Source organism: Treponema sp. JC4 (assembly GCF_000260795.1).
Taxonomy (GTDB): domain Bacteria; phylum Spirochaetota; class Spirochaetia; order Treponematales; family Treponemataceae; genus Treponema_D.
Genome location: NZ_AJGU01000019.1, coordinates 21871 through 47798, shown reverse-complemented (window position 1 = coordinate 47798; position 25928 = coordinate 21871). Strand labels below are relative to the sequence as shown.

Annotated in this window: 21 protein-coding genes; 7 read left to right on the top strand and 14 right to left on the bottom strand. The window is 42.6% G+C overall.

Annotated elements, in window-relative coordinates; translation table 11 throughout:
- The 4 genes from MSI_RS08610 to mraZ form a co-directional block, all read right to left on the bottom strand.
- Positions 1 to 949: FtsW/RodA/SpoVE family cell cycle protein (locus MSI_RS08610; protein WP_039924610.1), on the bottom strand; the 949-nt coding region annotated here is incomplete at its 3' end.
- Complete coding sequence (gene murF / locus MSI_RS08605; protein ID WP_009105831.1) at positions 950 to 2743, bottom strand: UDP-N-acetylmuramoyl-tripeptide--D-alanyl-D-alanine ligase; 1794 nt, start codon at positions 2741 to 2743, stop codon at positions 950 to 952.
- 1 nt (position 2744) lies between these two features.
- Positions 2745 to 3731, bottom strand: a complete 987-nt coding sequence (gene rsmH / locus MSI_RS08600) for a 16S rRNA (cytosine(1402)-N(4))-methyltransferase RsmH (protein ID WP_009105829.1) — start codon at positions 3729 to 3731, stop codon at positions 2745 to 2747.
- A 26-nt stretch (positions 3732 to 3757) separates the two neighbouring features.
- Positions 3758 to 4201 (bottom strand): division/cell wall cluster transcriptional repressor MraZ, encoded by a 444-nt coding sequence (mraZ, locus tag MSI_RS08595; protein WP_009105828.1) that lies wholly within the window; start codon positions 4199 to 4201, stop codon positions 3758 to 3760.
- A 162-nt stretch (positions 4202 to 4363) separates the two neighbouring features.
- Between mraZ and MSI_RS08590 the strand changes: the two genes are divergently transcribed.
- Positions 4364 to 5098, top strand: coding sequence for a hypothetical protein (locus tag MSI_RS08590; RefSeq protein ID WP_009105825.1), 735 nt, complete (start codon positions 4364 to 4366; stop codon positions 5096 to 5098).
- A gap of 41 nt (positions 5099 to 5139) precedes the next feature.
- Here the strand turns inward: MSI_RS08590 and MSI_RS08585 are convergent, their stop codons facing one another.
- Positions 5140 to 5862, bottom strand: coding sequence for a flagellar filament outer layer protein FlaA (locus MSI_RS08585; protein WP_009105823.1), 723 nt, complete (start codon positions 5860 to 5862; stop codon positions 5140 to 5142).
- Positions 5862 to 6626: a flagellar filament outer layer protein FlaA gene (locus MSI_RS08580; RefSeq protein ID WP_009105821.1), complete on the bottom strand. Its 765-nt coding sequence runs from the start codon at positions 6624 to 6626 to the stop codon at positions 5862 to 5864. Before MSI_RS08580 ends, MSI_RS08585 begins: the two co-directional genes overlap by 1 nt.
- Before the next feature lie 231 nt (positions 6627 to 6857).
- Between MSI_RS08580 and MSI_RS08575 the strand changes: the two genes are divergently transcribed.
- Entirely contained in the window at positions 6858 to 7862 is a 1005-nt protein-coding gene (locus MSI_RS08575) for a class II fructose-bisphosphate aldolase (protein ID WP_009105819.1), read from the top strand.
- Positions 7863 to 8129: 267 nt separating this feature from the next.
- Here MSI_RS08575 and MSI_RS08570 read toward each other — a convergent pair whose 3' ends face one another.
- The 4 genes from MSI_RS08570 to MSI_RS08555 all read right to left on the bottom strand — a co-directional run bounded on the left by MSI_RS08570 (position 8130) and on the right by MSI_RS08555 (position 14021).
- A complete protein-coding gene (locus MSI_RS08570) occupies positions 8130 to 10217 on the bottom strand; it encodes a methyl-accepting chemotaxis protein (protein WP_009105817.1) in 2088 nt (695 codons plus the stop codon).
- Positions 10218 to 10355: 138 nt separating this feature from the next.
- Positions 10356 to 11774 (bottom strand): D-alanyl-D-alanine carboxypeptidase family protein, encoded by a 1419-nt coding sequence (locus tag MSI_RS14025; RefSeq protein ID WP_009105815.1) that lies wholly within the window; start codon positions 11772 to 11774, stop codon positions 10356 to 10358.
- Between the two features lie 17 nt (positions 11775 to 11791).
- Positions 11792 to 12886, bottom strand: coding sequence for a chorismate synthase (gene aroC, locus MSI_RS08560; protein ID WP_009105813.1), 1095 nt, complete (start codon positions 12884 to 12886; stop codon positions 11792 to 11794).
- 34 nt (positions 12887 to 12920) lie between these two features.
- Complete coding sequence (locus tag MSI_RS08555) at positions 12921 to 14021, bottom strand: hypothetical protein (RefSeq protein ID WP_009105811.1); 1101 nt, start codon at positions 14019 to 14021, stop codon at positions 12921 to 12923.
- Between the two features lie 337 nt (positions 14022 to 14358).
- Here MSI_RS08555 and dapA point away from each other — a divergent pair, with 337 nt between their 5' ends.
- On the top strand, positions 14359 to 15273 hold the full coding sequence (dapA, locus tag MSI_RS08550; RefSeq protein WP_009105809.1) for a 4-hydroxy-tetrahydrodipicolinate synthase: 915 nt from the start codon (positions 14359 to 14361) through the stop codon (positions 15271 to 15273).
- An 11-nt stretch (positions 15274 to 15284) separates the two neighbouring features.
- On the top strand, positions 15285 to 16382 hold the full coding sequence (gene asd, locus MSI_RS08545; protein ID WP_009105808.1) for an aspartate-semialdehyde dehydrogenase: 1098 nt from the start codon (positions 15285 to 15287) through the stop codon (positions 16380 to 16382).
- Between the two features lie 101 nt (positions 16383 to 16483).
- Here asd and MSI_RS08540 read toward each other — a convergent pair whose 3' ends face one another.
- Positions 16484 to 16786 carry a Dabb family protein gene (locus MSI_RS08540; protein WP_009105807.1) on the bottom strand — a complete coding sequence of 101 codons (303 nt, stop codon included), beginning with the start codon at positions 16784 to 16786 and terminating at the stop codon, positions 16484 to 16486.
- A gap of 28 nt (positions 16787 to 16814) precedes the next feature.
- On the opposite strand from MSI_RS08540, the gene MSI_RS08535 reads away from it, so the two are divergent.
- Positions 16815 to 18395 carry a carboxylesterase family protein gene (locus MSI_RS08535; RefSeq protein WP_192807753.1) on the top strand — a complete coding sequence of 527 codons (1581 nt, stop codon included), beginning with the start codon at positions 16815 to 16817 and terminating at the stop codon, positions 18393 to 18395.
- Positions 18396 to 18492: 97 nt separating this feature from the next.
- Here the strand turns inward: MSI_RS08535 and MSI_RS08530 are convergent, their stop codons facing one another.
- The 3 genes from MSI_RS08530 to rsgA form a co-directional block, all read right to left on the bottom strand.
- Positions 18493 to 19260, bottom strand: a complete 768-nt coding sequence (locus MSI_RS08530) for a class I SAM-dependent methyltransferase (RefSeq protein ID WP_009105805.1) — start codon at positions 19258 to 19260, stop codon at positions 18493 to 18495.
- 224 nt (positions 19261 to 19484) lie between these two features.
- A complete protein-coding gene (locus MSI_RS08525) occupies positions 19485 to 22073 on the bottom strand; it encodes an endonuclease MutS2 (RefSeq protein WP_009105804.1) in 2589 nt (862 codons plus the stop codon).
- A 25-nt stretch (positions 22074 to 22098) separates the two neighbouring features.
- Complete coding sequence (rsgA, locus tag MSI_RS08520; RefSeq protein WP_009105803.1) at positions 22099 to 23085, bottom strand: ribosome small subunit-dependent GTPase A; 987 nt, start codon at positions 23083 to 23085, stop codon at positions 22099 to 22101.
- 285 nt (positions 23086 to 23370) lie between these two features.
- Here rsgA and MSI_RS08515 point away from each other — a divergent pair, with 285 nt between their 5' ends.
- Positions 23371 to 25311 (top strand): DNA topoisomerase IV subunit A, encoded by a 1941-nt coding sequence (locus MSI_RS08515; protein ID WP_009105802.1) that lies wholly within the window; start codon positions 23371 to 23373, stop codon positions 25309 to 25311.
- On the top strand, positions 25311 to 25913 hold the full coding sequence (locus MSI_RS08510) for a YigZ family protein (protein WP_009105801.1): 603 nt from the start codon (positions 25311 to 25313) through the stop codon (positions 25911 to 25913). Before MSI_RS08515 ends, MSI_RS08510 begins: the two co-directional genes overlap by 1 nt.
- The last annotated feature ends 15 nt before the right edge of the window (positions 25914 to 25928 follow it).

Genomic DNA, 25928 nt, shown 5'->3' with positions numbered 1-25928 from the left:
ACCCCGTAAAACGCGAAGGACAGTTGAAAGCCGCCATATAACCGCGCCAGGCAAAAATGCAGAGAAGTCCAAAATAAGCAAGAACTCCACCAAAGCCCATTGCTTCAGACCAGCCGGCAAAAATATAGTCGGCCTGAACTTCCGGAATGCTGTTTATTTTTGTAAGTCCGCTTCCGATTCCGTTTCCCCACATTCCACCGGCACTTATCGCTCTTTTTGCAGCCAGTGTCTGATAGTTTACAGAAGAAGCAAATTCATCAGGTCTTAAAAAACCGATAATTCGTTCCATTCGGTACTGTTCCAGTGTTATCAGAAGGATTACAGCAGGAATTGCAACAAACATAAACGGAAAAAGCCATCTGAGCTTTGTTCCTGAAACAAAAAACATCAGAATTCCAATCAAAGCAAGAAAAAGTCCTGTCGAAAAGTCTTTCTGAGCCATTACACAGCCCACAAAAACAAAAAATCCTACTACACAAGGAAAAACAGTTTTTTCCTCTTCATCAAGAATTTCTTCCTGCTTTTCAAAATAGTTTGCAATAAAAAGAACAAGGGCAAACTTCATCAACTCCGAAGGCTGGAAAGTAAAATTCATAGGCATTTTAAGCCAGCGGCGGGCACCGTTTTTTTCAATGGAAATTCCCGGAAAATATGTAAAAATACAAGTGATAATTGAAAAAAACACAATCAGAAATACCAGCTTTCTTACAAAACTCATATCTGTAACCAGGAAAAACAAAAACAAAACCGCACCTGCAAAAGAACAGATCAGATGGCGGTTAACAAAATAGTAAGGATTTCCAAAACGGTTACTTCCAAGTCTCTGAGAGCAGATAAAAATTGAAAATACTCCAAGTCCCCAGAGCAGAATCATAGAAACAAAAAGAAGCATATCAACCTTATGATAATTTTCAGAAGGCCGGTTTGCGTAAAAGGTAAAGCTTTCCATTTAGCGGACCTCCTGCATTACAGTAACAGTCTCAAGCATTTTTTCGTAAACTTTTACAAGATTCATGCTGTTAGAACCTTTTAAAACTACGATATCATTCTTTTTTACAGCGTGATTAATTGTCTTTACGATTAAATCAAAAACGTCATCTGTATTTTTTTCAAACCAGAATACGTTAGGACGGTTTTTAATAAGCTCATAAGCAGCCTTCATTTCGTTACCAACAAGGAAGGTATAATCAGGCTTTACTTCAAGAATTTTCTGTCCTACAGCCTGGTGCGCTTCTTTTGCGTTTGCACCAAGTTCCTTCATATCACCAAGGACAAGAAGTTTTCGTCCGCCGTTATCAAGCTTATCAACAAATGTAAGAAGTTTATCCATAGAATCAGGATTTGCGTTATAGCAGTCCTTAATAACTGTAATTTCAGCCCCGTTATGAGCCTGGAAAGAAGTAGTTTCCATTCTTCCGCTTACAGACTTCATGCTTTCAAGGCCAGCCTTAATTTCCTCTTCAGAAATACCAAGCTCTTCTGCACATTCAACAACAGCAAGGGCATCGTAATAATTGTGCTGACCGCTTAATGGAAGCTTTACGTTTACACCGTTGATTTTAAAATTAATTCCAAAAAGACCGTCATCTTTAATAAGCTGAATGCTCCAGCGGCCCTTATCAGTATTATCTGCGCCGAATTTTACGATTTTTCCCTTTACGTTTTCTGTACAGAAATCTGCAAATTCATCATTTGCAGGAACAAAAGCAGCTCCGTTAGAAGGAATATAATCTAAAGACTTTCTTTTTTCGCGGGCAATATTTTCCTTGCTGCCAAGAATTCCGATGTGGGCAGTACCAATATTTGTAATGATACCATACTGAGATTTAAGAACTTTTGAAATTTCACCGATTTCGTTTTCGCGGTTCATTCCCATTTCAAAAACTCCGATTTTATGAGCCTTACGGATATTGAAAACAGAAAGAGGAAGTCCTGTTTCAGAATTAAGGTTTCCCTGAGTGTGTACAACAAAATCCTCACCATAATGCTGCTTTACAACACTCACCATCATTTCTTTTGTGGTAGTTTTACCGCTTGAACCGGTAATACTAACCTTAGTTAAATCAGTAAATTTTTCTACATATTTTTCGGCAGCATCCTGAAGTCCATGAAGGGTATTTTCAACCGCAATAAAAAGAACTGAAGGATTTTCAGAAGCAATTTTTTCATAAAGGCTGCCCTTTTCAGAAAGTTCTGCTTTATTCAACAAAACTACAGAGGCTCCTGCTTCAAGAGCCTGAGGAATATATTTGTGACCGTTCTGAAATTCACCTACAAGAGGAACAAACATTGAATTTTTACAAACATTACGACTGTCTGTAACAACATTTGTAAAATAGCAGTCTGCCCCGTTTTCTAAAGCAAAACCTGAAGTACCAGAGACAAGTTCATCTTTTGTTAACAACGATTCTTCTTTCATAAATACTCTCTCGCTATTTTTATTTTTTCTTTCGCCGGTCATTTCAACACGGACAATATCTTTTGCCTGAGCCTTGTGCATTCCAAGATCTTCAAGGGCAAGTTTTTCAATTCTATCTGCGCTCGAAAGAACGCTTATGTCACTTACAAGCTTTTTATTCTGCTCTATAAGCTCGGCCTGCTTACGTTCAAGATCCCGCAGATCCTTTTCAAGATCTGTATAACGCTTTGCCTGAACTGCATAAAGGTAAAGCATTACAGGAATAGCCAAAGCAAGCAGACAAAGCAGCAGCTTTTTGAAAAAATCTCCAATTTCAACTCTCATCCTAGTATCCGATCACTCCATCCAGTCTGAAGTCTGATGCCTGACATATTTTTTTTACCACGCGAAGCTTTGCACTTCTGGACGGACTGTTAGTTTTTATTTCTTCTTCAGAAGGGCAGACTGGTTTACGGGTAAGGATTTCTGCACACTCTTTTCCGCCGCATCTGCACTGAGCAACTTCCGGCGGGCAAACACACTGTTTTCCCAAATTTCTGAAGTAATTTTTTACAATTCTGTCTTCAAGCGAATGAAAGGTAATAACTCCCATTTTTCCGCCCACATTCAGACAGTTAAATGCATTATGAAGAGCCTGTGGAAGGCGTTTAAGTTCACCATTAACTGCAATACGAAGAGCCTGGAAAGTTCTTGTTGCAGGATGAATCTGTCCGTAGCGGTAATTTGCAGGAACTGCATTCCAGATAATTTCTGCAAGATTTTTTGATGATTCGATTTTACCGCCGTTACGGGCATCGCAGATTGCTTTTGCAATGCGGCGGCTGAGTTTTTCTTCACCATAAAGGTAAATTAAATCTGCAAGCTTTTCTTCTGGAAGATTATTTACAAGGTCAGCCGCAGATTCACCTGCATTTTCATTAAGGCGCATATCAAGCTTTTCATCATAACGGAAAGAAAAACCACGCTCAGATTTTTCATAATGAAATACAGAAATTCCAAGATCAAAAAGAATGATATCAGGCTTTTTGAAATCAGAAGGATAATCTGCATAAAAATCCTGAAACCAGCCGCTGTAAAAATGAACGCGATCTCCAAAAGGTGCAAGGCGTTCTTTAGCACGAGCCTGAATTACAGGATCAGCATCAAGACAGTTAAGTTCAAGATTTGGAAATTTTGTTAAGAAATTAAAAGAATGGCCGCCCTCCCCCGTAGTTGAATCAACCATAACGGCATGATTTTCGTACGGTTCCCCCAACGGCGCCAGATATTCGAGACATTCATTCAAAAGAACAGGTGTATGAACAATTTCCAACTTTCTTACTTCCAAACCCAAACTTTTTAGAAGGTGATATCACTGAATTCTTCCATTGCTTCCTGGAAAGATTCAGAGCTTTCATCTTCGCACTTTTTATATTCAGCAGAATCCCAAAGTTCTATATATTTTGAAATACCCAAAACAGTACAGTCCTTTGAAAGCCCTGCATATTCGCGCAAGCTCTGTGGGATAGAAAGTCGTCCGTTTTTATCAAACTCAACTTCCTGGGCTGGTGCAACAAAGTGACGGACAATCTGTCTGTCTTTAGATTTCATCATTGAAGCATTACCCATCAGTTTTGTCTGAAAAGATTCCCATTCTTCCGTAGTAAAAAGCCATAAGCAGCGTTCTGAACCTTTAGTAACAATAAGTACATTCTGATTTACAGCCGTTCTCAGTTTAGCAGGAAATGAGAGACGTCCTTTTTCATCGATTGTATTATTGTATTCACCAGTTAATAGATTCATACCCACTTAACACCACTTTTTACCACTTTTTCCCACTTATCTATCATTTTATACCAAAATTTCCTAAAGTCAATCCATTTTTTTACCGATAATTTAGAAAAATAATCTTTTTTTATAAAAAATACTTAATGTCAATTTACTAAAAATATTAATAGCAAAACCATGTCTAATTTCAGCGTTCTAAATGAAAGCAGTCTGCACAATACATTAAAAAAACTTTACGCATACCAGACAGACGGCAGCACTGAAGTAGAAAAATTCGGTCACATTTACGACATAATCACAAAAGACGGCGAAGTAATCGAAATTCAGAATAAAAACCTTAAACAGCTCTATCCAAAAATCAAAGATACTTTAGAAAAAGGATTGAAAATTAAAGTTGTTCACCCGGTTGTTATAAGAAAAAACATTGAATTAAAAGACAAAGACGGAAATATTATTAAAAAGAGCCGCAGTTCTAAGAAAGGCTCGGTTTACGACATTTTCAGGGAAGCAGCCGGAATATCCCCTATTCTCTTTGATAAAAATTTTACACTTGAAGTTCCGGAAATTAACATCACAGAAATAAGAATTAAAGAAGAAACTGAAGTTCAGTCAAAAAATAAAAAAAGAAGATTCAAAAAAGACTGGAATAAAATTAACAAAAAACTGGACGAAATAAATAAGATTCACACCTTTAAAACTGCAGATAATTATCTTGCACTTCTGCCAAAAAAACTTCCGGATGAATTCTGTGCAAAAGATATCGCAAAACATTTAAAAGAAGAAAAACTATGCCTTGCAAGAATTTACAACAATTCAAACCTTATAATCTGGTTTCTAAAAAAGGTAGAACTTATTACTCAAACAAAAACAGAAAATAAAAGTCATTACTACAAAAAAGTCATTAAGGCATAAAAAAAGCGGCTCGAAAGCCGCTTTCTAATTCAAGGTTTATATTACCAGTTATCTACCATATCATCTTCATCATGATTTTCGATATCGTACAAGTCTGTTACGGCTCTCAAATCATCAAGATACATATAGAACTTACCTTTTGCCTGAACCGGATTACAGTCTACACGGAAACCGATAATTCTAAGTCCAGGTTTATCTCCAAAGTAAGCATTACTCTGAACAATTCCGTGTTCTCCATCAGGACTTGGAGGAACTACACAAGTAAGTTTTTTCCAGCCACTGAAGCCGAGGTTACCAAGGTAAAGTTCAAAATTACTTCCAAAGTAATCCTGTACAAGAACGTACATATCATGAGACTGGTTACGTCCACAAACCCACAAAGAAATTGTCTTTACAGTTCCTTCGATTGGCATAGGTCTTCCAGACTTGATTGTGAAAGAGTTGATACCACGGCGGAAGAAAGAAACTTTTACACCGTAAACCTGTGTATCTTCATCTTCTTTTCCTTCATCTTCTTCCAAAGGTTCCTTCATGATTGGGCTACCCTGGAAAAGACGTCCGGCAATTACACCATCATCAGATGAAATATGAACATTCCATGAACCTTCACGCTCAAACTTATCTACAGATACTTCGCGCAAAGATGCCATTGCTGAATCAGCACCAACATTCTCTGGATCTGGCTCACCCAAACTATTGTTCTGGGCAAATGAAATTCCAGCAAATAAAACTGCAACTGAACAAAGAGCTAACAACTTTTTCATTATTCACCATCCTCAACTTCATCACTGCTGTCAGAATCAGTTGTACTTCCGAATACATCACGAAGGTCATAACCATCATAAATATCAGAAAGAGTATTTGTTGTATATTTAAGTTCATCAAAGAAAATTGCGTAATCATCAACGAACTCACCAGCATCAGAACGAATTCTGAATCCTACAAATGTCATGTTAGGAGGACCTGAACGAAGTTTAGAATGCTGACAGAGCCAGCCAGGAATCTTAACTACTACGTTCTTCCATCCTGCAAATGCAAGGCTTCCAACCTTAAGAACATGAACTGTACCGTTTGCATCGCGTACAAGCATCTCAAGGTAATAATTATAGTTTGCACCCCATACCCAGAAATCTACTGTATTAACAGTACCCTGGAATACAGGTTCAAAATTCTTTCCATCTTTTACAGGGAAAACTTCAAACCAGTTATCTCCCTTACGTTTGTATGAAACCTGAACGCCAAGACACTTGCGCTCGCCATCCATACCACGTTTAAGAACTGCCAATGAATTTGAAATACCATTAAAATATTCCAACTTAGGAAAACCATCTGCAACAAAGCGGCTGGCCTGTACATCCCATTCCCAGCTGTATTTCTGTCCGGCATACAGATAATCCTGTGCGCCAACAGAATCAAAATCGTCCATCAATACTGTAGCAAGACTTTTGGCACTTGGCTGACTGAAAGCAGGTAAACCAATGACAAAAAAACATGCAAGACCAACTAAGACTTTAAGTCCCCTTTTCATGCAATACTCCTTGAATCTTATATCATTCCGATATGGACATTAACGCCCCATTTGTATTATCGGCATAATATCACAAATTAATTACTAATTAAATTATATTTTCTATAATTATCTTTGTCAAATATAAAAAAATCTATCTATATAAAAAACTTTCATTGAACAAAATCACGGTTAATTTTATAATGCAGTAAATAAAACTCGGGCATTATATGCCTAAAGAAAGGAAGTAATATGGCTAACGTTAATTACAAAGATCTTGGTCTTGTAAACACACGCGATATGTTTGCAAAGGCTATGAAAGGCGGATATGCAATTCCAGCATTCAACTTCAACAATATGGAACAGATGCAGGCTATCATCATGGCTTGTGTTGAAGCAAAATCACCTGTAATCCTTCAGGTTTCAAAAGGTGCACGCGCTTATGCAAATGCAAACATCCTTCGTAACATGGCTCGCGGTGCTGTAGAATATGCACACGAACTCGGATGTGATATTCCTATCGCTCTTCACCTTGACCACGGTCCAAACTTTGAAGTAGCAAAAGACTGTATCGATAACGGATTCTCATCAGTTATGATCGACGGTTCTGCTCTTCCTTACGATGAAAACGTAGCTCTTACAAAGAAAGTTGTTGAATACGCTCACGCACACGATGTTACAGTAGAAGCTGAACTTGGTGTACTTGGTGGTGTAGAAGATGATGTTGCTGCTGAAGAATCAAAATATACAAAACCAGAAGAAGTAATCGACTTCACATCAAAAACAGGATGTGACTCTTTGGCTATTTCTATTGGTACATCACACGGACGCTGTAAGTTCACTCCAGAACAGTGTACACGTACTGCTGACGGTGTTCTTATTCCACCTCCATTGGCATTCGACGTACTCGAAGCTATCGAAAAGAAACTTCCTGGTTTCCCAATCGTACTCCACGGATCTTCTTCAGTTCCTGTAGAATACGTAAAAATCATCGAACAGTTCGGCGGAAAAATCCCTGACTCAGTTGGTATTCCAGAAGAACAGCTCCGCAAGGCTGCTAAATCTGCAGTTTGCAAAATCAACATCGACTCAGACGGACGTTTGGCTATGACAGCTGCTATCCGCCGCCACTTTGTTGAGCACCCAGGTGACTTCGACCCACGTCAGTACCTCACACCAGCCCGCGACGAACTCAAGAAGATGTACATGCACAAATGTACAGACGTTCTCGGTTCAGCTGGACATGCGTTGGACTAAGCCGATAATAGCAGAACCGTTAAAAACCGAGCTGCGACAGCGGGTCGGTTTAGGTTCTACATGAAAACGGCTCAAGCTCCAAGACTAGCGAGGAGCCGATAATCGAAAATCCGTTAAAAAATGTTGTACGACAGTGCAACATTTTAGGATTATCGATAAAATGGCTCGCTCCGAGACTAGCGAGGAGCGCCAGCGGGTAATAACCTGCTAAGTGCATAAAAAAGACCGCTTCTTTTGAAGCGGTCTTTTCATTTACCCCGACAGTTTTTAAACCTTAAACTGTCCTATCTGCTCGCCGATTTCGGCAATAGATTCGTTCATTCTGGAAGAAATTTCGTTCAGGGCAGAACCGGTTTCGTTGATTTTCTTAGCACCAACAGACATTTCGTTCATACCGTTTGTCATTTCTGAAGTTGCATGCTGCAAAAGCTGAACTTCCTTCAAAATCATCTTATTACCTTCTGCCATTTCACTTGAAGCAGTACGAACCTCGCCCGTAGAGTCATTCATATTATGAAGGGCATCGGTAATCTGCTTAGAACCGGCATTCTGCTCTTCCATAGCAGACTTAATCTGAATAACAAGAGCATCTGTCTCTTCAAGTTTTACAGAAACCGTTTCAAAAGCAACGCTGGTTTCGGTACTTGCACTAACAACTTCATTGATAGACTCTTTGATATTGTTAAGCTGAACTCCGATAGTCTTAGACTGAGCCGTAGAAGTTTCAGAAAGCTTACGGATTTCATCAGCTACGACAGCAAAACCCTTACCGGCTTCTCCTGCGTGAGCAGCTTCAATTGCGGCATTCATGGCAAGAAGGTTTGTCTGGCTTGCGATATTTGCAATTGCAACGTTTGCTTCCTGCAGCATCTGAGACTGACTTTCAATCTGAGTAATACGTTCGCTGACGGCACGAAGTTTATCAATTCCCACCTGAGAATTTGAACGCAAATCATTGAAAGAACGGGCCATCTTATCCATTGACTGATTAACAGAAGAAATATTTCCTATCATCTCTTCTACAGCCGCAGAAGCAGAAGTAACACCCCTAGACTGGCTTTCAATCATATGTTCAAGAGATTCGATATTTGACGCAATTTCGTTTACAGCGCCGGCAGTCTGATTAACACTCTGAGTCTGGCCATCAATCTGATTACGCATTGATTCGATATTAGCAATAATCTGAGTAATTGAACTTGCGGTATCGGTTACGCTGGAAGACATAGTTTCGCCTACACTACCAAGATTAAGATTAGAATCCTTAAGACTTGAGATAATTGACTGCAGCTTTGCAGTAAAGGCATTAAAGCCCTTTACAACGTTTCCGATTTCATCTTTTGTCTTTATTTCAATTCGCTTTGTAAGGTCGGCATTTCCGCTTGCAATTTCAGTAATTGCGGCTTCCAGAGCCTTAAGAGGTTTAAGACTGATGGTAATAACACCAAGGCTTAAAATACATGCAATAATAAGTATAATCAGGGTTGCGGTAACCATAGAAATCGCAATTCTTTTTATAAAGCCGAAGAATTCATCATAAGGAGCCATACAGAAAACCGCCCAATCGCATTTACCGCCTACAGGACGATAAGAGGCAACCATAATTTTCTTTCTCCAGGGCTCAAAGAAGGTTTTATAAGTAACTTTTCCGGCCATAGCCTCAAGAATAGCTTCCTGCATGGCGCCGCTTGTATCATTTTTAAGAATCTGACCTTTTTCCACATAAGCCACATCAGAATCGGCAACAGTACGGCCGGTTTTCATATTGATGACAAAAGGATGACTTTCCTTTCCTATTTTCATATCCATACAAAGCTGAGAAAGAGCCGCTGCGTGATAAACGGCACAAATTACACCACTTATGCGGCCATTCTGAAGGCTGCGGACAGGAACTGAATAGAACATCAGAAGCTGGTTATTTACACTTGAGATTGCAGGATCGGAAATAAAATACTTACCCGCCATAGCCTGCTTAAAATAATCACGGTTAGAAAAATCAAGAACCCGACCATCAGCGGTTACACTTTTTCCATCCTCACCGTAAAAAGCAATATTTTCATAGCGGGAATCAGTTTCCGCAATTTTTGCTATCTGACGGCTTTTTTCGGAAGCTGCAATATTATCATCTTTTATAAATTCAAGATTTGCAATTCCTGAAAGCATATGGAAAACCTTTTCATTTTCCAGCCTCATCTGATTTGCAACATTTTCCGCAATACCGGTAATTGACTGCTCTACAGAAGATTCAAGCGCCGGTTTTGACATAGAACTTTCCATTACTGAAAGTATTGCATTTGAAACAACTATGATTCCAATTAAAAGAATCATAAGCTTTGTTTTTAAACTTGAAAATTTCATGAGTACCCCTGTGTAAGGCGGCCGATAAAAACCACCATTGTTCTATAGCAAAAATAAAACCGTCCTGTTCATAATGAAAAAGACGGTTTTATTATAATAGAATTCTATATCCGTTTAGTATTTTTATCAATAAAAATTTTATAAACCAAAAGCTGTCGCACGGTCATTTACCAGAGGAATACGGCAAAGTTCAGAATCACCTACGCTGATTATAAGCAGTCCAAGAGGCTGTCCTGCTTCGTGTTTTTTGATGAGTTCCGAATGACGGGGAAGAATAGAAGTGACTTTTACAAGTCCACGGCACTGGTCAAGATTTTCACCTGCGATAAACGGAATTGTTACAGCATCATCCCAGGCCGGCACAAGATTTAAGCCCATGCCTTTTATAAAGAAGGATTTTACAAAAATTGATTTGTATTCGGCCGGGATTTGATAATCAAAAAAGTTTGCAAATGCCCACTCCATAAGTTCTGTACCGTCGTGAACACGGCCGGCCTGACCTTCAGCAGTATTTGTACCCTGACCGCGCATTGTAACTGAGATAAAGCGGGTACCATTGCGTTCAGCAGTAAGGGAAAGATTATAGCCGCTTTCATCTATATATCCGGTTTTAAGACCGTCTGTTCCCTGCAATTTTCCTAAAAGTGGATTTGTATTTTTCTGATAAATTGGCATGGTAATATGCTTTGGTAAGCCTTGAGAAAAATCCTGGGCAGCAGGAACATCTCCGGGCGCAAGATTCTGCTCTTTTGGATAGGTAAAATCGCGGACAGAATGATAACGTTTAAGGGAATCAGGATGATTTAATAAATATGAGCGGCTGAAGGCGGCCATTTCTGAAGCGGTAGTTCTGTTATTTTCTGAATAACCGGAAGATTCTTCAAACCAGGTATTAGGAAGATTTAAAGATAAAGCAATATTGTTCATGCACTCGACAAAAGCTTCCATATTTCCGCAGATGGTATAGGCAAGAGCATAGGCGGCATCGTTTCCGGAGCAGATTGAAAGACCAAGGAGAAGTTCTTCAAGAGTTACCCTCTGCCCTTCTCCAAGAAACATCAGGGATGAATGAGGAGGCATATTGCAGGCCCAGCTTTCAGCAGGGAGAGGAATAAAGTCGTCATAAGAAAGTCTTCCGGCAGCAACTTCTTCTTCAACTACATACATGCAGAAAAGTTTTGTCATGCTGGCAGGAGGAATAACTTCGTCTGCATTCTTCTGATAAAGGATACATCCGTTTGAGGCGTCAATTAAAATTGCAGATTCAGCGCCGACATCAAGATTACGGGCGGCTAAATTATACGGAAGAGGCTTTATAAGCTGATACTGGGACGCGTAGCGGGTCTTAAGCTGAGTCTGTAACAAAAGCTCCTGGTCTGCGGTGAGGACAGGGGCAGAGGTAAGCTTTGCAAACTGATTAGCTCGGATTGCAGCAAAAAGGACAAAGCTGATAAGGAGGAGGATGCCTAAAACCCTAAGGCGGACTGCAAATTTTTTATGAGGATTTTCGGGTAATGAGTCGGTAAAAGTTTTGGGAGTAATATTGCCGGTAATCATCTTTTTAAAATCCTATGCTAGGCACGTGCACTGCGGTTCTGTAAAAGAAGATCTGCAAGGACAAGCTGAGTCATGGCTTCGACAACCGGAACGATTCGCGGACAGAGGCAGACGTCGTGGCGGCCCTGAATCTGAAGCGGGTGATTTTCAAGGCTGTCGTTTTCGCGGCGGACTGTATTCTGAGGCTTAAAAATGCTTGGAACAGGCTTTACGGCAAGACGGAAAATAATTTTATTTCCGTTTGAAATGCCGCCTAAGATTCCTCCGGCGTGGTTAGTGTCAAAAAGGGGCTGACCATTTTCTGCGTGCATTGAGTCGTTGTTACTACTGCCATTTGAGCGGGCAGCGTCAAAACCGTCACCAAATTCAATTCCTTTTACAGCTCCGATTGAAAGCATGGCGTGGGCAAGAAGAGCGTCCAGCTTATCAAAAACAGGCTCGCCAAGACCTGCAGGACAGCCTTCTACCAGGCATTCAATAATTCCGCCGGCAGAGTCACCCTGAGAACGGAGTTTTTCTATTGCTTCATTCATTTTAAGGGCGGCTTCTGAGTCCGGGGCGCGGAGAGGATTTTTTTCAATTTGAGAAAAGTCGCGGGCAGTCGCCTTGATTCCGGCCGCTTCGATTGTGTAAGCGGTAACCTTAATGCCGGAAAGAGAAGTAAGGCTTGCGGCAACGGCACCGGCTGCAACCCGGGCTGCAGTTTCGCGTCCGCTTGAACGGCCGCCGCCACGGTAATCGCGGAAGCCGTATTTTGCGTCGTAAGTAAAATCGGCGTGTCCCGGACGGTAGGTATCTTTAATATTTGAATAATCGCCTGAATGCTGTGAGGTATTACGGATTAAAAGGGAAATCGGGGTGCCGGTTGCGCGGCCTTCAAAAACGCCGGAAAGGATTTCTACTTCATCGGCTTCTTTACGGGCGGTTATAGAAGCATTTAAGCCCTGCTCTCCCCAGGCACCGGGTCGGCGACGGTTTAAGGAGGCTTGAATAAAATCGCGGTCAATTTTTACCCCTGAAGGGCAGCCGTCAATCACGCAGCCAAGGGCAGCTCCGTGACTTTCACCAAAAGTTGTAACTCTAAAAACCGAACCAAAGGTATTTCCTGACATATTTTCCTCACTTTTATAATTTGCGAACGTAGTGCTAAAAACTCACGCCGAAGCTTCCTGAAAAATAATATTTATTTTTTGTTGCGTTATATGCAAGTCCCATACTGATTGCCGGAAAAGCAAGACCGGAAAAATAAACTTTTGAGCCAACGTTGAAGCCCTGACAGAACAAAAGACTGTCATCAAATTCCTGGGCAAAAACAAACTCATAGTTTCCGTAAATGGAAATTGTTCCGATTTTTTCATGCTGAAAAAGGGCAAACTCAAGACCGGAAGAAGCACCTGCAATTTTGGGGGTCGAAAAGTTATCATGCAGGATTGTAACGGCTCCACTGCCCTTCTGAAGATAGTCTGTTATAAGACCGTCGAAAACAATTGCTGCGCCGGAAAGAATATTAAGTCTGAGTTTTGGAAAAATGGGCTGCTGAAGTTTAATGGAAGCTGACAGGGCTTCTGCAAGATGAGCTTTTGTATCTATATTAATTCTGCCGTTCAGACCAAAAGAAGTTTCTGAAAGAAATACTCCGTTCCAGTTCTGATCTGAAATTTTCCAGCCGCCGCTAAACCCGAATTTGTTTCTGTGATAGGCATCCGGATGAATGTCTGTATCGTATGGGAAAAAGCCGTTATAGGTAAGCCCCAAGTCAAGATTGTTATAGCGGTTAAGTTTCAGAAGAAGGGAGCCTCCAAGACTTGCGTGAAAATTTTCGATTTTTAAGATTTCATCGCCATCTGAATTTTTGATGTATGAATCCCGCTTGCCGGTTGAGGCAAAAATACTGAAGCCTGGAGTTCCGATTTTTGGAGCATGTGAATAAAGGCCTAAAAGCATTGTATTATCAGGCGACCATAGAAGGCCTGAAACAAAGTTATCTTTCTGACCGCCGGCATTCATATCCATTATAAAGCCACCCAGCATAAAACCTGAGGATGAAGAATACATTGCAAAAGGAAGTGGGATAAAGGTGATTTTTTCTTTTACGATGACATTAAGTTCGACAGAACCGCCATCTGCAAAGAATGAGGAAAATTCAATAGAAGAAAAAAGATTCATTGCCTGTAAATCTGATTCCAGGTCATTTTTACATTTTGAATTATAGGGTCTTCCGATATAGGATTTGAAGGAATCCTGCATAAAAGACTCATTAGTTCGTTTTAAGCCTGTAAAAGAGATTTTTGAGATTAGGGAGTCGTCCTGATTTGGAAGGGATTCCGAAGGAGCGCCTGCCCTGGAAACTTGGGAAGGGGCGCTTTCGTTCGGGTTGAGATTTTGACCATGCGCGACTGAGGATATCATCATTAATATAGAAAAAAGAAGAAAAAATCTGCGTGCCAAGATTTCAACCCCGTTTCAGAAATTTAATTTTACTTAATTTATTCAATATAATTGAATTAACCTTAAAAATATAATACTATTTTGCAAAGAAAAATTCACCTACCGGGTGAAAATCTACATTTTGAGGGATACCAGAATGAACATTTTTAAGGGTGCTTTTACGGCGCTGATTACGCCGATGAACAGTGATGGTTCAGTTGACTACGAGGGCTTCAGAAAAAATGTCAAATTCCAGCTTGAACAGGGAATTGACGGTCTTGTGCCACTTGGAACCACTGCAGAAACTCCTACTTTGGACGAGCGTCCAGGTCAGGAAGAGGACAAAATTATTGAAATCGTATTTGAAGAAGTACGTGCCTTTGAAAAAAAATCTGGTAAAAAAATCCCTGTAATTTTGGGTGCTGGTTCAAACAACACCCGCGATGCAGTTATCTACTGTGAACGCGCAAAAAAAGCCGGAGCTGATGCGGCTCTGGTTGTAACTCCTTACTATAATAAGCCATCTAAAGAAGGCATTTTCCGCCACTTTGAGGCTGTAAGCAAGGTTGGAATTCCAATCATCGTTTACAATATTGCAGGCCGTACAGGTCTTAACATTCCTACTGATTTGCTGGCCCGCATTGCTGAGCTTCCTAACATTGCCGGTGTAAAAGAGGCAAGCGGTTCTGTTGCTCAGATGATGGAAGTTATCGGTCAGGTTAAGGCTAAGAAGCCGGACTTTGCTGTATTGAGCGGTGATGACGGACTTACTTTGCCATTGATTGCGGCTGGCGGAGACGGTATTATTTCCGTAGCTTCGAACATGATTCCTGCTTTGATGCACGATCTTGCTGCGGCTGGTCTTTCGGGTGACTTTGCTAAAGCCCGCGAGATTCACTATCGTCTTGCCCCATTCTTCAAGGCTGAGTTCTGCGATGGTAACCCTTCTTCTATTAAATACGCTATGAACGTAAAAGGAATGGCTGCCGGCGCTTTGAGACTGCCTCTGGTTGAGGTAAATGATGCAGCTAAAAAACAAATTGAAGCTGCAATTAAAGAGTGTGATTTATAGGAGAAACTGATATGGCAGATAAGATTAAAGTTGGTGTACTTGGCGCTACTGGTATGGTTGGTCAGCGCTATATTAAGCTTTTGGAAAACCACCCATGGTTTGAAGTTTCTTACGTTGCAGCAAGCCCTCGCTCGGCTGGAAAACCTTACTGCGAGGCTGTAAAAAACCGCTGGCTTATTGGAGCAGAAATTCCTGCCGGCGTCGCAAACCTTATTGTAGAAGATGCAAATGACGAAAAGAAGGCTTTGGGAAAATGCCAGTTCGTTTTCTCTGCTTTGGAAATGGGAAAAGACGAAATCAAGGCTCTGGAAGCTGCTTATGCTGCTGAAGGAATCCCTGTAGTTTCAAATGCATCTGCTAACCGCTGGACAGATGATGTTCCAATGCTGGTTCCGGAAATCAACTACTCTCACCTTGACGTTATTGCAGAGCAGAAAAAACACCACGGCTGGGACAAGGGCTTTATTGCAGTAAAACCTAACTGTTCACTTCAGACATACATGATGCCTCTTCACGCTTTGATTCAGGCAGGCTACCCTGTAAAGAGAATGATCGTTACAACTTTGCAGGCTACTTCTGGCGCAGGCTATCCTGGTGTTGCATCCTTTGACATGATTGATAATATCGTTCCATTTATTGGCGGCGAGGAAGAAAAGACAGAAAAAGAATGTCTTAAGATTTTGGGAAGCGTAAAAGACGGAAAGATTGAAAACGCAAACTACCCTATTGTTTCTTCTACATGTACACGTGTTCCTGTTGTAGACGGACACACAGCATGTGTAAGCCTTGAGTTTGATTTGCCTGATGACAAAAAACCAAGTCTTGAAGAAATCGAGCGCGTTTGGACAAGCTACACTTCAGTGCCACAGGAATTGAAACTTCCTAGCGCACCAGAGCATCCAATTGTTGTACGCCACGAAGAAAACCGTCCTCAGCCACGCCGTGACCGCGAAACAGAAAAAGGTATGGCATGTGTAATCGGACGCCTCCGTCCATGTAACGTATTCGACGTTAAGTTTGTAGCACTCAGCCACAACACAAAACGCGGTGCAGCCTTGGGTGGTATTTTGAATGCTGAATTGCTTAAGGCTAAAGGTTTCTTATCGTAGATTCGTTAAGAAAAATTGCGAAAACTTGGAGCAATTTTTTAGAATCTACCTATAAAATGAAGAAGCGGACATTCCTGCAGGAGTGCCCGCTTTTTTTTGTTTTACACCTCAAAATCCAGGCAGGTACGGCTGGCGGTGAAAGGACGAACTTTTCCGTCGGCAACGGCTACGTGGAGGGGGTGGCTGGCATATACTTTGAGTGCATCAGCCGATTCAAAGGTAGAATCCAGCATGAGATCTGCATTTGATGAAGAAAGGCGTCCGTCAGCATTTACTTTTATGTCTATAAGGCCGGGGATTTTTCCTTTAAGAGCTTCAAGGTCTGTTTTAATTTCGGATTTTACGCGGGATTTTTCTTCCTCGCTCATTTCTTTTAGTGTCCATAAGATAATGTGTTTTACCATTTGAGATTTTTCCTTTATGATTTTGGGTATGAAAAAGATTTTTATTCTGGCAATTATTCTAGCACTTTTTTCGGGCTGTGTATCTAATAAAACAAGTCCTGTTGATAAAAAAGCGGCTGGCAAAACTGAAATCATCACCGTTACGGGCGGAGACATTCAGGGGATTTTGAATAAGGACGGTTCGGTTGAGATTTTTGCGGGCATTCCTTTTGCAGCTCCCCCAGTGGGAGACTTACGCTGGAAGGAACCTCAGGACGTTATTCCCTGGGAAGGTATTTTGCAGGCAGACCATTTTGCGCCGATGGCTATGCAGAATCAAACTAACTGGTTTTATAATATTTTGTTCAATTTATATACGCATCAGAAGACAAGCCGAACTTACAAGGCTCATATGAGCGAGGACTGTCTTTATCTGAATGTGTGGAGACCGGCAAAAGCTTCTGAAACTCCCCTTCCCGTGCTGGTTTATGTGCACGGAGGAGCCCTGACCGGAGGACAGAGCTGGTACGAAAATTATGACGGGGAGAATCTCTGTAAGAGCGGAATTATTGTAGTGACCATTGCCTACCGGGTGGGCATTTTCGGCTACCTGGCAGATTCCCAACTTAGGGAAGAAAGCCCTTACAGGACAACAGGAAACTATGGCCTCTTAGACCAGATAAAAGCCCTGGACTGGGTCTGCAAAAATATAAGTGCCTTTGGGGGTGATGCAAAAAACATTACGATTGCAGGGGAATCCGCGGGGTCATCATCAGTTAATGCGCTCTGTGCCAGCCCTTTGACAAAGGAAACCTTCAGACGAGCCATAGGGGAAAGCTCTTCGATTGTAGAGGAGACTCCGCCCCACACCTTCCGCACGATGGAAGCGGCCCTCAAAATGGGAGAAGACATCAAAAAGGAATTCGGAGTAAAATCTGTGGAGGAACTCAGAAAGATTCCGGCAAAAAAACTTTTGAAAAGTCGTTTTGTAAATAATTCGATGACGGTGGACGGCTACGCGCTTGTTGAAATGCCTTTTGAAACTTACAAAAAGGGGGCTAACCACGAACAAGCGCTTTTGAACGGCTTTAATAAAACTGAAGCCAAGGCATTTACATTTTTTACCAAAGTGACAATGAAAAATCTTGCTGAACTTCTGGGCGGAACTTTTGGAGATAGAACGGAAGAATTTCTACAGGCGCATCCTGTTAAGACAGACAAGGAAGCAAAGGCTTTGTATGACGATGTTTTTGCGGCAGTATGTTTTACAAGGCCTCATCATGAATGGACAAAGGCTGTGGCGGCTCAGGGGCGACCGGTATGGGAATACTATTTTACTCAGGAAAACGGAGAAATCGGGTCAAATCATTCGGGTGAGCTGATTTATGCCTACCGCAATGTGCCGAGAAGAAAAACCTATACAGAGCGGGATTATGAAATTGAAAATATTATGAGCTCTTATTGGGTAAACTTTGTAAAGACGGGAAATCCAAACGGTAAGGATATGAAGGGGCAGGAGCTGCCGGTCTGGGAGGAAAGCTCAGCCAGCGGCGGAAAGCTTTTGGAAATCGGGGAAAAGTGCGGAATGAGGGAAGATCCTTATGTGGGGATTTACGAATTTCTGCGTTAGCGATGTGAAGCCCCGCAGTTCCGAAGCGCAAGCGAAGGAATGAGCCGAAGAGGCGAAGGGCGAAACGTAGCGACCCGAGCGAAGCGAGGGGAACGCCCTACTTTTTAGCAACAATAACACAGGTGGCGGCATACTCGTCGTAGGGGGCACCTTCCCAGTTACCGTAAACCTTCGCAGATTTGAAACCGTATTCCAGGATTTTGTCGCGGAGTGTGGTTGCGGGGTAAAGACGCTGGATAAAAGTGTGGTCTACGACAGGAACGGCGGCAGGATTTTTTGCTAGGTCTGTGTCTGCAGGATAAAGAGTCCAGTGGGAGCGGAGGCCTTCCCAGTCGCCGGTGACGCTGAAATCGGTGACAACCTTATAGCCGGCGCGGTCGAATTCCTCGCCTTTTGTAAAATAGAGGGCTGCAATTTCGCGGGTGGTACCTTCAAAAATAAAAGTTCCGCCCGGGCGGACACAGTCGCACATATTTTTAAGATAAAGCATATCTTCTTCGATTGTGTCGCAGTAGCCGAAAGAGGTGTAAAGGTTTACTGCACAGTCAAAGGCAGCAGGGCGGCACCACTTACGCATATCGGCTTTTATAAAATCAATTTCTACGCCTTCATCGCGGGCAGATTCAGCAGCAGTATCGAGTTCTGCCTGGATAATATCAGTGCCGGTTACCTTAAGCCCCAGGGCTGCCAGTTCAACGCTGATTCGGCCTACCCCGCAGCCTGCATCAAGAATAGTATCGCCTTCATGAAGGGCTGCAAGCTTCATTACACGGTCGGCAATTGCGGGAGCTTCCTGCCAGTGAGCCTCGTCAAACATAATGGGACCGTAATTTTTCCAGAAATCTTCAGATTCAAACCACTCCATAAGAACCTCCAGAGCAAAACATTTATTTCTTTAATATAAATACTTGCTTCCGGTCGTGTAGCGTGGTTCAAAATCGCGCGATATCGCGCTACACGCTGGTTGTGGCATAGTAACTATTGAACCGGTCGCTTTCGCGACCTCCACAACCATAGTCTTTTTGCCCCACGCTCCACTCCCTCTCGCAAGTCCTTACTAAATATAGATTGATTTGTTCTATATGTCTCCTACTTACACAAAGTCACATAAGTCTTGCCTGCGCCGCCATCCTCTGCCGGGGCATATTCAAAATCGGCAACTGCTGGACTGTGGGAAAGATAGTCGCGCACGGCCTGCTGCAAAACGCCGTTACCCTTTCCGTGAATTACGCTGAAATGGTCAAAATTATTCAGCACGCATAAATCTATCTGACGCTCAAGAGCCTTTACTGCCTCATCAGCATACATTCCAAGAAGACGAAGCTCGTAAACCGGACGGGAACCCTCTTTTTCTACAATAACATTATCACCGTATTCATAAACGTTAGGCGCCATATCAACGCTGTAAGAAGCTTTAAGCTCGCTGGCACCGGCATCCTGAACCAGAAGCAAATCCTTTTCCTTCATGGTCATTTTTATGCTGCCAAACTGCACCTGCCAGACGCCTTTTTTAGAGGCAGCTGTAATTACTCCGCTGTTTCCTCCGTTCTTTGACTTTACGCTGGCTCCAATTTCGAAAACCAGACGAGGGGCAGCAGCATTTTTGACTGCCTTTGCATTAGGGCCGGTGCCTAATCCCCCGGCCGCGCCCTGCGCGGAATCATCTTCTGCTAGAGATGTCGCATTTTTAAGAGCCTCTGCAAGACTGAGTTTTTTCTTTGTATTTTTATTTGAAGCGGGATGCTTTCGCTTTTCCTTTGCTTTTTTAAGTTCTTCCGCAGCTTTTTCAAGCTCCTCGCCCTCGGCTTCAATCTTTTTATCAAGCCGGGAAACATTTTTTTCAAGATCAGAAATAAAGCCCTTTACACCAAGAGTTTTTTCGCGGGTAAGTTCGCCTTCCTTAATCTGACGGACAAGATTTTCCAGTTGCCGGCGGGAATGAACAAGAAAATCGTACATTTCCTGCTGCTTTCCGCTTTTGAGTTCATGCTCCTTACGGCGCAGTTCTACTTCTTTTTCGCGGAGTTTCAAATTGTTTTCTTCTATTAATTCTGCTTCGCGGCGGGCAGCGTTCTGCATTTTATCCAGTTCAAGGTGTTTCTGGTTCAGACCGCGGATAAGGGCCGAAACATCAGCCTGCTCGGTGGCAATATAGTCGCGGGCAGCACGGCAGATTTCCCGGGGAAGTCCCGATTTCTGGGCAATATCAAGCGCATGACTTTCGCCCGGAACTCCCATCAAAAGACGGTAAGATGGCGACAGGGTATTTGTGTCAAACTCAACACTGGCATTTACGCATGAGTCGTTTGTGTAGCCGTAATTTTTGAGGATGCCCTGATGGGTCGTCACAAGCACAAAACTTCCCTTTTCAATCAAGCGGTCGAGCACGGCCATGGAAATTGCGCTTCCTTCCTGAGGATCAGTTCCGCTTCCAAGCTCATCAAGAAGTATAAGGGTGTCGCTTTTAGCAGCATTAATTGCATGGGCAATATTTTTCATATGACCGCTGAAGGTCGAAAGACTCTGATCAAGGCTCTGGTCATCACCAATGTCGGCAAATACGTTAGAAAAAACAGGAAGCCTTGTACCCTCACCCGCAGGAAGAGGAAAACCCGACTGATTGAGCATGGAAAGAAGGGCAAAAGTTTTTAAGGTTACGGTTTTTCCGCCTGTGTTTGGTCCCGTAATAATGAGTACGCGTTTTCCGGTCATAAAGCGGAGATCAATCGGCACGCATTTTTCGCCAATAAGAGGATGGCGCGCCTGCAAGAGGAGAGGCGGCTCGCTTTCACCACATTTTTGCGCATAGATACATGAATGTTCCATTCCCCAGCGGGCAGCAGCAAGAGTGGTATCAAAAATCTTCATAAGAGGAAGGGTATCGCGGATTAGAGGAATTGAAGGCTGTAAATCTTCAGTAAGCTCAGTCAGAATACGCTTAATCACACTTTGAAGCTCGTATTCCTTTTGAATGAGTTCGTTACTGCAAAAAACAGCTTCTTCGGGTTCAATAAAAACCGTCTGGGCAGAAGCAGATACATCATGGATAATACCTTTGATTTTTGTCTGCTGACTTGCCTTTACCGCAAGCACCTGTCTTCCGCCGCGAAGAACCGGCACGCTGGATTCAAGCACAGAAGTGTATTTCTGATCGCCGGTAAACTTCTTCATTATATTTTTTATCTGGCTGTTCAGGCTGGCAATTTTTGAGCGGATTTCTGCAATTTCAGGAAGCTCCCGCATGTCGCCGTCTTTTGTAATAATCCTGAAAATCTTTCTGGAGGTTTCTGAAATATCAGGAAGCAGCTCCACCTGGGAAGCCAGAGTTTTTAAGTTGAGGGCTTCCTTATGATTTAAAACTGCCCCCTTTACATTTTCTGCGCTGCTACAGAAATCACCGAGAGCCTTTACCTGTTCAAGAGTAAGGCTTGCGCCCTTTGTTTTTATAATTGGAATAAGACCGTGAACAGGTCCCCAGGCAGAAAGCGGACTGCCCTTTACGGAAGAAAGATAATCCTTCCACTCACGGCTGCAGTTTTTATAAAACTCAATTTTTTTTGAATCTGTAAAAGGTTCGCGGTTTTGAAGGTCGTATTTTCCTTCTTGGCTAACGCAAAAAAGCGAGATTTCATCCCTGATTCTAAAATAATCTATTTCGGTAAGTGTTTTTTCGTTCATATTAATTGTGTGTTAAATAGTAAAATTAGTCTTCCCAGCTGCCGGTTTTAATTTCGTTGGAAATGCGCTGCCAGCTGTCATAGCGTTCAGCAGTAATTTTTCCCTCGCGTACAGCCTGAATAACGGCACAGTCCGGCTCACTGATATGAGAACAGCCAAGTCCGAATTTGCACTTTCCAATAAAAGGTTCGAATTCACGGAAATACATTGCCAGATCCTGTGATTCAATATCATCAAGTACAAAACGGCGGATACCAGGAGTGTCGATAATATGAGCCTTGCGTCCCTGAACGCCTTCCATTAAAGATTCATTCAGAGAAAGGTGGATTAAAGTTCCCTTGGTTGTTGTATGACTTCCCCGTCCATATTTTTTAGAAAGGCTTCCTGTTTTTAGTACGCAGGTAGAGTCCATTACGTTTATAAGGCTGGACTTACCAACGCCAGACTGGCCCACAAAAGCCGAAGTATGATTTTCCAGAAGTTCTGCAAACTCTGTCATTCCCTCGCCGGTTTTTGCAGAAAGTCGGAGTACCTTATAGCCCAAGTCTGCCCAGATAGAAAGTCGGCGGTCTATTTCTTCAAACTCTGCCTGACGTTCATCATTCTGCATCTTTTCGGCTAAATCATATTTATTGCAGACAATTACAGGAGTAATTCCCTGATGTTCTGCCTGAGCAAGGGCACGGTCTATAAAGCGGGGACGGAAAGGCGGTTCATCCGGAGTTGTAACAAGAATAAGATAATCAAGGTTACTTGCAAGAAGCTGAGGGCAGCGGCCTTTTACATTCCAGCGCAAAAAGGTATTTTTTCTAGGCAAAAGTGAAAGCACCTGGCCTTTTTCTTCATTGATAGGGTCTGGTTCTACTTCTACAAGGTCACCGGGAGCAAGAGGATTATAAAACTGCTTATCAGATTTTAAAACCTTGCCCTTAATCGTACATTGGCGCGTTATATCGTCATCGCATTCAACAGTAAAAAGATTGTTCGTTCCCGCCTGAACAGTTCCCTGCATTAAAAACCTCAAAAAAAATGATAATATATTTTACCATTAAAAGAGTGAAATATCTACATATATTAAAGCAGGGCTTGCGGTCGCCTGGCGTAATTAAAAACCGCGCAATAATGCGCTACACGTTATTTGTGGTAAAGAAACTATAGAACAGGTCGCTATCGCGACCATCACAAATAAAGTGTTTTTTAATTACGCCAGGCTCCCTCCGCCCGTTTTACATATACAAGCATTTTCCTACTCTAGATAATTTCTTTCTTTTGCTTTAAAATAAATCCCGGTGGGAAAATGGCATACGTAAAAAACTTATTCGATTCAAACTTTATTCAGTACGCGAGCTATGTAATTCGCGACCGTGCAATTCCAGAAATTACAGACGGACTCAAACCGGTTCAGCGCCGAATCTTGCACACACTTTTAAAAACTGATGACGGACGTTTTACTAAGGTAGCAAACGTTGTGGGAAAGGTAATGGCTTACCACCCTCACGGAGACGCTTCCATTTATACAGCCCTGGTAAACCTTGCCAACAAGGAGCTTTTTATCGACAAGCAGGGAAACTTTGGTAATATGCTGACAGGCGACGGTGCTTCGGCTCCCCGATACATTGAATGCCGCCTTAAGCCAATTACAAAGGACATTCTTTATAATCCTAAAATTACAAACTATATTCCAACCTACGACGGCCGCGACGAAGAGCCTGTAACCTTCCGCGCAAAGCTTCCACTCTGCCTTATTCTGGGTGCAGAAGGTATTGCCGTTGGTATGAGCACTTCAATTTTGAGCCACAATATTCACGAAGTTATTGATGCAGAACGCAAGTGCCTGCGCGGAGAAAAGTTCCAGCTTTATCCGGACTTCCCTACCGGCGGTCTGATTGACGTTTCAGACTATCAGGACGGACTTGGAAAAATCATCACACGCGCAAAACTGGACCTGAGCGATGAAAAGAAAATCGTAATAACAGAACTTCCATACGGCTCAACCACAGAAAGCCTTACAGATTCCATTGAAAAGGCAGCCAAAAACGGAAAAATCAAAATCGCTTCAATTCAGGACTACACTTCGGACAAAGTAAATATTGAAATCCGACTCCAGCGCGGAGTTTACACAAAGGATGTAGTGGATGCCCTCTACGCCTTTACCGACTGCGAACAGACCGTTTACTGCAATCTTCTTGTAATCAAAGACAACATGCCGGTTCAGATGACCTGTACCCAGGTAATCGAATATCATTCAAAGCAACTGTTGGGTGTTCTTAAGGACGAGCTTGAACTTGAAAAACGCGAACTCACAGAAAAACTTCACCTGCGAACAATCGAGCGCATTTTTGTTGAAGAGCGCATTTATAAGAAAATTGAAACTCAAAAAACAGAGGAAGGCGTTCTCAAGGCTGTAAAAGACGGATTCAAGCCATTTGCGGCAGAGCTTATCCGCCCGCTCACAGACGAAGACGTTGATCACCTTCTTAAAATCCCAATCCGCCGCATCTCTCTTTACGATATGAACAAAAACCGCCAGGAAGTTAAGGCAATCAACGACCGCATTAAGGAAATCAACCGCCTTTTGAAGCACCTTGTTGATTACGCAATCAGCTGGCTGGACGGAATTGAAGCAAAACTGGACGCCGCAACAACAAAACGCCGCACCCATCTTACAAACATCAAGACTGTGGACGTAAAAAAAGTTGTAAAACGCGATATGTCCCTCCACTACGACGAAAAATCCGGTTATCTTGGCGTAGAAGTTTCCGGCGGCAGCGAAATGCTGAAAGTAACCCCTTACGACAAGGTTCTCTACGTGCGAAAAAGCGGCATTTACTCAGTCAGTGAGTGCCCTAAAAAGATTTTCGTTGGTCCCGGCATGGCCTACTGCGGACTTGCCGACAAGGAAAGCCTTTCAAAGGTCCTCTTTACAATTTTGTACCGCGACCCGGAAACTCAGTACGTTTACATCAAACGCTGCAAGATTCCGTCTTACATCATGAACCGCGACTACTTCTTCGCCCCGGACGGCATGGAAGTTCTCCACATCGACACCCGCAAAACCTTCGCCTTCCAGCTCAATTACGTTAAAAAGCCAAAGGTTAAGATTTTGTCCGAAAAATTCAAGGCCGGAGATTACGAAGAGAAGTCGCTTAAGGCCAAAGGTGTAAGGGTTGCTGCCAAGGAAGTGCAGACAATTGAAGTGCAGACTGCAAAACCTGTGAATGGTGAGTTGCCGCTGTAATGGAAGTTCTAACTAAATACGTAAAATTCGAAGAAACAATAAAAGGTTCCCGCTTTCTTTCCGAGCTCATTCCCTGCAGCTCGCAGGCACAGGCTCGTGAAATTCTAAAAGCACAGAAGGCAAAATACGCCGACGCCACCCATGTAGTACACGCCTTTATTACCGGTAACGGCGCAGAAGTAAAAGGCATGAGCGATGACGGAGAACCTTCAGGAACCGCAGGCCGCCCTGCCCTGGACGTACTTTCCGGCCGGGGTTGCACAAACCTGATTCTTACTATTACCCGCTGGTTCGGCGGAACTCTGCTTGGCACAGGAGGTCTTGTAAAAGCCTACGGAAACGGCGCAAAAGGAGTAATTGCCGCTGCAAATGAAGAAGGCGCCTTCCAGCCCCTGGTGGCAAAAAGGGCCTTCACCTTCAATGCAGACTATTCTCTTTTAAAGCCAATTAAAAACCTTATGGAAAGCGGCAACTTTCACTTCTGGAATGTAAAAGAGGACTTTGGAACAGAAGTCACCCTGACAGGCGAAATCCAGGCCGACGAATACGAAACTTTTGCTTCAAAACTAAAAGACCTTTCAAACGGAAAAATCAACCTGTAAAAAAAAGGGCACCTC